The organism is Acidimicrobiia bacterium (assembly GCA_016650365.1).
GTDB lineage: Bacteria > Actinomycetota > Acidimicrobiia > Spongiisociales > JAENVV01 > JAENVV01.
On record JAENVV010000101.1, the window covers coordinates 1 to 7,852 of the forward strand.

The following is a 7,852-nucleotide window of genomic DNA, read 5'->3' on the forward strand; positions in this document are numbered from 1 at the left end:
AGGAGCCAGAGCCGCTTGGCTGTTTGGCTGAATCGTGGGGTGAGACGATCGGGTGTCGGCCCTGGCGACTCGGCTCTGGCCAGCTGAACGCCGCCCACTCCCAGCAGGGGCAGGATGGTGATCGACAGGACGATAATGCCCATGCCGCCGACCCACTGGGTGAGCGATCTCCACATGAGAAGGCCATGTCCGAGAGCGGCCGGGTCGGCAAGGATGGAGGAGCCGGTGGTCGTGAAACCAGAAGCCGTCTCGAAAAAGGCATCCGTGTAAGAGGGGATTGCCCCCGAAATAATGTAGGGGAGGGCGCCGAAGGCGCTGATCACGAACCAGGAAACGCCGACGATGGCGAACCCTTCCCGACTCGTTAGTTCGCTGCCGCGTCGTCCGACGTATCGCCAGAAGATTCCGCCGACCGCCATGGTTATGACGCCGGCGAGAACCAACGCTCGAAAGTCGGCCCATTCCTGGTAGATGGCCGAAGTCAGGGCAGCCGGCATCACCGCCAGACCAGACGCGGCGACGACTGCGCCGATGACGTACGAGAGCTGACGGAAGATTGAACGACGGCCGGTCGGACGGTCTGTCGCAGTTCGACCCGTCATCCCGAGAACAGCGTTTCGATCGCCGCAATGGCCGAGGGGAGTGAGAAGAGAATGACCCGGTCGTTCGGTTCGATGAACGTATCGCCGCGCGGCACCATGGCCAAGCCGTCGCGCAGTACACCCCCGATAACCACCCCCGGTGGGAGCCGCAGCTGCGATACCTGTTGTCCGGAAGCCGGGGCGGTGGCAGTCACCTCAAGTTCGATGGCTTCGGCATCCGTGTCGCTAAACGTGGCGACCGAATGGATCAAGCCTCGTCGGACGAACTGAAGGATGGCGTTGGCAGCCGCCAGCCGCGACGAGATGACCGCGTCGATGTCTACATCCCCGAGAAGTCCGGTCAAGGCCTGATTGTTCACCCGGGTTACGGTGGTCCCCGCCCCAAGGGCTCTGGCGAGGAGGCAGGAGAGAATGTTGGTCTCGTCCCATCCGGACAGAGCCAGCACGGCGTCAGAGCGGGTCAAGCCGAGCGAACTGAGCACCGCAGGGTCGGTGAGTTCACCGCACGTAATCATTGCCCGATCGAGATGAGAGGCCAATACCCGGCACCGGGCCCGGTCCGGATCGACCACGGCCACGTTCATGCCTTCGCTGAGGAGACGAACCGCGGTGACTTCGGCAAGATGGGTAGACCCAAGGATGACCGTCCGGGTGACATGGCGGGTGCTGAGGCCCCACAGGTCGGTGGCCTTGCCGACGTTACCGCTCGTGACCATCATGAGCATGTGGTCTCCGGCGAGAACGACCGTATCGCCATGGGCGATGATGGTTTTCTGGTGCCGGACAAGAATGGCTCCCACCCAGTCGAAGTCGGTGATTTCGGCCCGGACCTTGGCGAGGGTACTCCCCGCCAGAGGACTGCCGGTCCGTACGGTGCCACCCACCAGGATCAGCTTTCCCTCGCCGAATTCGATGAGTTCCGAAACACCACCCTGTCGCACGAGGTGAAGAAGTTCTTCGGCAGCTGATTCGGCAGGGTCGATAACCACATCGACGTTGAGTCCTGTCAGGCCTTCTCGCAGACCGGGATCCTCAACTCTGGCCACAGTGCGACCCGCTCCCAATCCGTGCGCGGTGTGACAAGCCAGGAGATTGACGCCATCGTTGTTCGAAACCGCAATGAGCAAGTCAGCCGCCCCGGCTCCGGCCTCTTCAAGAATGGCCGGGCTCGCCCCGTTTCCTTCGATGACCAGAACGTCGAGAGTGGCCTGGCTTTGTTGGGCTCGCCCTTCCTCGCTTTCGATCACGACGACATCCTGACCCTCGGCGGAGAGTCGCTGAGCGAGGTACGAACCAACGGCGCCGGCCCCGACGATGACGATTTTCATGATCCCGCTTCCGTTTGTGCGGGCGCCAGATTAGACGGATGACCGTGCCGATGGCCTCGCCTGCCCATGCACGGACCCGGCGCACCGGGCCACCGGCGCGGCATATAAGGTCCCGTTGTAGAATCTCCGGCATGCACCAGGTCCCCTTTTCGACGCCGGGCGAGGTTTCTGACGCGCTCGAGGCGGTCGACTACCTTTCGGACCCGACCATTTCACAGACCGTCTTTCTTGCGGAACGTCTGGCCAAGCCGGTCCTCGTGGAGGGACCTGCCGGGGTTGGGAAGACGGAACTGGCCAAGGCCCTCGCCAAAATCCATGATCGACGGCTCATCCGACTGCAGTGTTACGAGGGCCTGGATGAAGCCAAGGCGTTGTATGAGTGGAACTACAAGAAGCAGCTGCTTCGTATCCAGGCTGAGAAGGGCGCCGAATGGCGTGCCATCGAAGACGACATCTTCGCCGAAGAATTCCTGTTGACCCGGCCCTTGCTCGAAGCGATCACCTCAACCGAACCGGTGGTGCTCCTGATCGATGAAGTAGATCGAGTTGAGGTGGAAACCGAAGCGCTATTGCTGGAAGTCCTCTCGGACTTTCAGGTCTCGATTCCCGAACTCGGGACGATTCGGGCTGCCTCGGCCCCCCTGGTCATCCTGACATCGAACAACACGCGCGAGCTGTCAGAAGCCCTCAAACGCCGGTGCCTGTTCCTCCACATTGGCTATCCGTCCGTCGGTCGCGAGAAACAGATCATCCTGGCGAGGGTTGAGGGGATCACCGACCATCTCGCCGATCAGGTGGCCAGGGTGGTTCGATCGATTCGCAGTCATCAGCTTCGCAAGCCGCCATCGGTTTCCGAGACCCTTGACTGGGCTCGCACGCTCATCGAACTAGGCGTTACCGAAGTTGATGCCGCCGCAGTCAAAGACACGCTCAACGTGCTGCTGAAATATCAGACAGACATCGAGAAAGTGGGCGATGCCTATACCGGTCCGGACCCGATTGAACCGCCGGTTGCCTAAGTGTTGATCGACGTCCTCGGCGGGTTCATTCAGGAACTGCGGACCGCCGGCCTCCCGGTATCGATGGTCGAGACCATTGACGCGATGGAGGCCCTTCGACACACCGACCTGGGAGATCGACCGGCATTCAAGGCAGCGTTGGGCGCCACCCTGGTGAAGAATGTTCGCCACTACGAAGCGTTCGACACGGCCTTCGAGGTGTACTTCGCCCTGAGCCGGTCCGATGAAAGCTCTGCCGGGGAACCTGGCGTGACCGGGCCCAGAGGGGAAGGATCCGGACAAGGATCCGGCGGCGATGCCGACCTCGAGGAACTGCTTGAGGCGCTGGCTCTGGCGCTGGCCGCCGACGACACTGCCTGGCTCCAGTCCTTGGCTCGCCAGGCGGTTGACCAGTTGGCGGGTATGGAGCCGGGGCGACCGGTTGGTGGCACGTATTACCTGTATCGAACGCTTCGCCAGCTTGATGTCGACGGATTATTTGATCAGTTGGTCGAAGAAGCTTTGGCGGCCACCGGGCCACTCAATGACTTTGACGAACGTCTTCTCCGCGAAGAATTGGAGGAGCGAATCGACCGGCTTCGTGAAGAGATCAAGGCTGAAATTCGACGCAGGCTCGTGGCCGATCGAGGCGCCGAAGCCGTAGCAAAGACCTTGCGTAAGCCGCTCATCGAAGACACCGAACTCATGCATGCCACCCGGGCGGATCTGGTGGAACTCGAGCATGTGATTCAACCGCTGGCCCGAAAACTGGCCGCCCGCTTGGCCCGTCGGCGGCGGCTGCGGCGAGATGGGCGTCTCGACTTTCGCCGGACCGTCCGCAAATCGTTGGCCACCGGGGGGGTACCGATCGAGCCTCAGTTCCGAGCTCCGAAACCGTACAAGCCTGAAGTATTTCTGCTCTGTGACATCTCCGGTTCGATGGCAACCTTTGCCCGATTCGCCCTGCAGTTCGTGTATGCCATGTCGAATGAGTTTTCGAAGCTCAGAGCCTTTGCCTTTATCGACGCACTCGACGAGGTGACCTCCTATTTTTCCCGCGAGACCGAGTTCTCCGAGGCCCTCCAGCGTATCTCCAGCGAGGCGCAGGTGGTGTGGCTCGATGGCCACTCCGACTATGGACGCTCCCTCGAACAGTTCTGGACCGGGTACGGCCAGTCGCTGTCAGCCAAGTCGACGGTGATCATCACCGGTGATGCCCGATCCAATTATCGCGGTCCGCAAGCCGAGGTCCTCGAAGGCATCCATGACGTCGCCCGGGCCGTCTACTGGCTCAACCCCGAACCGCGTTCGTATTGGAACACCGGGGATTCGGTGATGGGCAAGTACGCTGTATTCTGCGACGAAGTGTATGAGGTACGGAACCTTCGACAATTGGAGACTTTTGTCGAGTCGATAGCCGAGCAAGGCCATCGGCGCGTACCTTTGCATAAAGTGGGCTAAATTGGTCATGCACCGTTAACCTGGCTTGGCGAAGACGACGACTGCAGCACTCGTGCTGCGTATGAGGAGACAGATGGGACAGCGAGTCCTGGTGGTTGAAGATTCAGCAGTGATTCGACGCCTTATCGAAGTCTGTCTGCGACCAGCCAATCTTGAAGTGTTCATGCGCGAAGACGGTCCGAGCGGTTTGGCGGCGGCCCTCAGCGAAGCTCCTGACCTATTGGTGCTCGATATCGGTTTGCCCGAAATGGATGGCTGGCAGGTGCTCGATCATTTGCGATCAGCACCCGAAACCCGCTCCCTTCCGGTGCTGGTTCTCACCGCTCACGCCGAGGAAGAGTCTCGTAGACGGGCAGACGAGGGTGGGGCGGACGCCTTTGTGACGAAGCCCTTCCAGCCGAATGATTTCCGCCAGGAAGTCCTGAACCTGCTGGCCCGCCCCCGCGCCTAACGGTCTTTTGGTAAAGCTCACATCCGAGCTACCATTTCCATTTGGAACGTTCCCATCTTGGAGTCTCTTGTGACTATTCGTGTTGCCATCAATGGTTTCGGTCGGATCGGCCGACTAGCCCTTAGAGTCGGATGGTCGAATCCGAATCTGGAATTCGTCGCAGTAAATGATCTCGTACCTGCCGAGGGTCTTGCCTACCTGTTGGAATACGACACCGTCCACGGACGTTTTGGGTCTCATGTCGAAGCGGTCGACGGAGATCTCGTCGTCGACGGTAAGACCATCCGGGCCTTCGCTGAGCGTAACCCCGAGGATCTCCCCTGGGATGACCTGAATATCGATTACGTCATCGAGTCGACCGGTGTGTTCGTCGACTACGACGGCGCCAGCAAACATCTGGCTGCCGGAGCGAAGCGGGTCATTCTCTCGGCCCCCACGAAATCTCCAGACAAAGTTCGTACGTTTGCCTACAAGGTGAATCACACCCAGATCGACCCTGAGGTCGATCGCATCATCTCGAACGCCTCGTGCACCACCAATTGCCTGGCGCCATTGGCCAAGGTTCTCAATGATGAGTTCGGAATTGTCGAAGGACTCATGACCACCATCCACTCCGTCACGGCCTCTCAGCCTTCTCAGGATTCGCCTTCGAAGAAGGACCTGCGTGGAGGTCGGAATGCCTACGCCAATATCATTCCGGCTTCGACTGGGGCGGCCAAAGCCGTTGTTCTGACCCTCCCGGAATTGGAAGGCAAGCTCGACGCCATGGCCTTCCGGGTACCGACCCCCGATGTGTCTGTGGTCGACCTCACCTTCCGCACGGAAAAGAAGACCTCGCTCGCCGAAATCAACGCCGCGATGAAGAAGGCAGCCGAAGGTGAGATGGCAGGCGTGCTTGAGTACATCGAAGACCCGGTCGTCTCATCCGACCTCATCGGAAACCAACATTCTTCGATCTTCGACGCCAAGTTGACGATGGAACTGAACGACCAGTTCTTCAAAGTCATCGCGTGGTACGACAACGAAATCGGGTATTCCGCCCGGCTTATCGATATGTTGCAGTACCTGGGTACGGTCGACGAACTCATCTGAGTAAACCCCTTGAGCTGAGGCTGAACCTGGGGTACGGTCACGCTGGTGGTTGAGCGGCGTGGGTAGGTGCCATGAGCCGTTTTATCGCGTCGATCTTCTCAGTCGCGTTGTTACTCCTGTCCGGTCCCCAGACGGTTGACGGGGGCCGGTGTGTCGGCCTGGAATGGCCGGTATCTGGTCCGATGGTGAATGGCTTTGAACCAACTGGCCAATACAGCGGCCATTGGGGAATCGACATTGGAGCCGAAGAAGGGACCATCGTCTCGGCGGCCGCGGCCGGTCGGGTTACCTTCGCAGGACAGGTGGTGGACAACCAGACGGTCACGGTCGACCATGGTGGCGGCCTCAAGACCAGCTATTCGTTTCTCAAAGACCGCTCGGTGACTGTCGGTGCCTGGGTGGAACCCGGCGGCTCGATCGGCAGGAGTGGATGGTCGCACGAAATCGCCGGTCTTCACTTTTCGGTTCGACTGTCGGGATTGTACGTCGATCCTCTCGATTGGGTCGGGTGTCAGGGTTATCAGCCGGGCCGGGCGTTGCGCCTGGTTCGCTAACGGTTCGGTCTCGCAGGAATGGTTTATCCTGTGGCCGGTGTACAGAGCCATCGTCGGGGGCACGTTTGACCCTCCCCATCTCGCCCACCTACTCGCTGGCGAAACTGCCTTCATGCAGTTAGGTGTCGATGAAGTCCTGATGATGCCGGCCGGGTCGCCGTGGCAAAAGCCCGCTCAGTCCGTTTCGGCCGGGGAACATCGATGGGCCATGACCCAGCTGGCCGCCGAAGGAGCCGACTTTCTCGTCCCTGATGACCGGGAAGTCCGCCGCGATGGTTGGACCTACACGGCTGACACCCTCGCCACGTTCCCGGAGACCGATCGTCTCGTTCTCATACTCGGCGCTGACGCCGCCGCCAACCTGCCCACCTGGCAACGTTACGACGAGGTCAGGAAACGGGCCGAAATCGCCGTGGTGCCCCGATTACACACGGACCGTGCCGGTGTCGAAGCGGCCGCTGGTCCGGTGACCTGGCTCGATATGCCGATCCTGGAGATATCCGGTAGCAGCATCAGGAAGCGGGCCCGAGGGGGCCAGTCCGTTCGGTTCCTCGTCAGAGATCGTGTGTACGAATACATGCTTGCTCACGGACTCTACGGCCTATGAGTGAACCCCAGCACCGACTGTCGGATCAGCCCAAACGTGAACTGACAGCCCGAGAGCTGAATCGATCTGCCAGGGCCGACTCACGCAAAAAAGCTCGCCGCAAGATCGTCATGGCCACCCTGCTTGCGTTGGCGCTCGTGGCAGCCTCCATAACAATCTCGTACCTACGGCTGCGTCCACAAGAAGTGGGTCCCGACCCGGTGGTGATTGCGCCCGACGTCGGTGCCTCGGCGCTGGTCGTCGTGGAAGTCGACGGATTACCCCGAGCCATCTTGCTTATAGGTGCCAGCGCCGATCTGCCGAGTCGACTGATATCGCTCCCGGAGTCGCTCCTCGCCATCGCTCCCGGGTTTGGCGAGAATACGCTCTCGGGGGCCTACGGGATCGGTGGTGTCGACCTGCTGGCGCTCACCATCGTCAACCTCCTTGGCGTGCGCATTGACGACACGTTTACGTTCACGGCCGAAGAGTTCGGTGCCCTCTTCGACGAGCCGTTGGAAGTAGCCATTTCCAGGCCATTCGTCTCAGAAGACGCAGCCGGGAATCAGAAGGTGGCAGCCGGTGAAGGTCTCCAGCCAAGACCCGCCGAGATGGTGGTTCGCCTCCTGACCGAAAAGGGAGTCGACAACGACCTCGACTTCTTGTTCCGCCAGGGAGAGGTATGGTCCGCAGTATTCGAGACCATTGGCAGGAGAAAGGTCATAGCCGATCAGGTGCTGGCCGGTGGTACCACCGCGGGCATTGCCGCCATCACGGGCG

General features: G+C 60.5%; 9 protein-coding genes. 7 read left to right on the top strand and 2 right to left on the bottom strand.

The window, feature by feature from the left end:
• Both JJE47_05840 and trkA read right to left on the bottom strand, forming a co-directional pair.
• Positions 1-602: TrkH family potassium uptake protein (locus tag JJE47_05840; protein ID MBK5266940.1), on the bottom strand; the 602-nt coding region annotated here is incomplete at its 3' end.
• Positions 599-1,930: a Trk system potassium transporter TrkA gene (gene trkA, locus JJE47_05845; protein MBK5266941.1), complete on the bottom strand. Its 1,332-nt coding sequence runs from the start codon at positions 1,928-1,930 to the stop codon at positions 599-601. The genes JJE47_05840 and trkA, both read right to left, overlap by 4 nt.
• Before the next feature lie 131 nt (positions 1,931-2,061).
• Here trkA and JJE47_05850 point away from each other — a divergent pair, with 131 nt between their 5' ends.
• The 7 genes from JJE47_05850 to JJE47_05880 form a co-directional block, all read left to right on the top strand.
• On the top strand, positions 2,062-2,949 hold the full coding sequence (locus JJE47_05850) for a MoxR family ATPase (protein ID MBK5266942.1): 888 nt from the start codon (positions 2,062-2,064) through the stop codon (positions 2,947-2,949).
• Between the two features lie 3 nt (positions 2,950-2,952).
• Positions 2,953-4,389, top strand: coding sequence for a VWA domain-containing protein (locus tag JJE47_05855; GenBank protein MBK5266943.1), 1,437 nt, complete (start codon positions 2,953-2,955; stop codon positions 4,387-4,389).
• A gap of 73 nt (positions 4,390-4,462) precedes the next feature.
• Positions 4,463-4,840, top strand: coding sequence for a response regulator (locus tag JJE47_05860; GenBank protein MBK5266944.1), 378 nt, complete (start codon positions 4,463-4,465; stop codon positions 4,838-4,840).
• A gap of 69 nt (positions 4,841-4,909) precedes the next feature.
• A complete protein-coding gene (gene gap, locus JJE47_05865) occupies positions 4,910-5,932 on the top strand; it encodes a type I glyceraldehyde-3-phosphate dehydrogenase (GenBank protein ID MBK5266945.1) in 1,023 nt (340 codons plus the stop codon).
• Positions 5,933-6,003: 71 nt separating this feature from the next.
• Complete coding sequence (locus tag JJE47_05870) at positions 6,004-6,486, top strand: M23 family metallopeptidase (GenBank protein MBK5266946.1); 483 nt, start codon at positions 6,004-6,006, stop codon at positions 6,484-6,486.
• A 37-nt stretch (positions 6,487-6,523) separates the two neighbouring features.
• Positions 6,524-7,093, top strand: coding sequence for a nicotinate (nicotinamide) nucleotide adenylyltransferase (gene nadD / locus JJE47_05875; protein MBK5266947.1), 570 nt, complete (start codon positions 6,524-6,526; stop codon positions 7,091-7,093).
• Positions 7,090-7,852, top strand: a 763-nt coding sequence (locus JJE47_05880; GenBank protein MBK5266948.1) for an LCP family protein, incomplete at its 3' end; no start/stop codon positions are given. The genes nadD and JJE47_05880, both read left to right, overlap by 4 nt.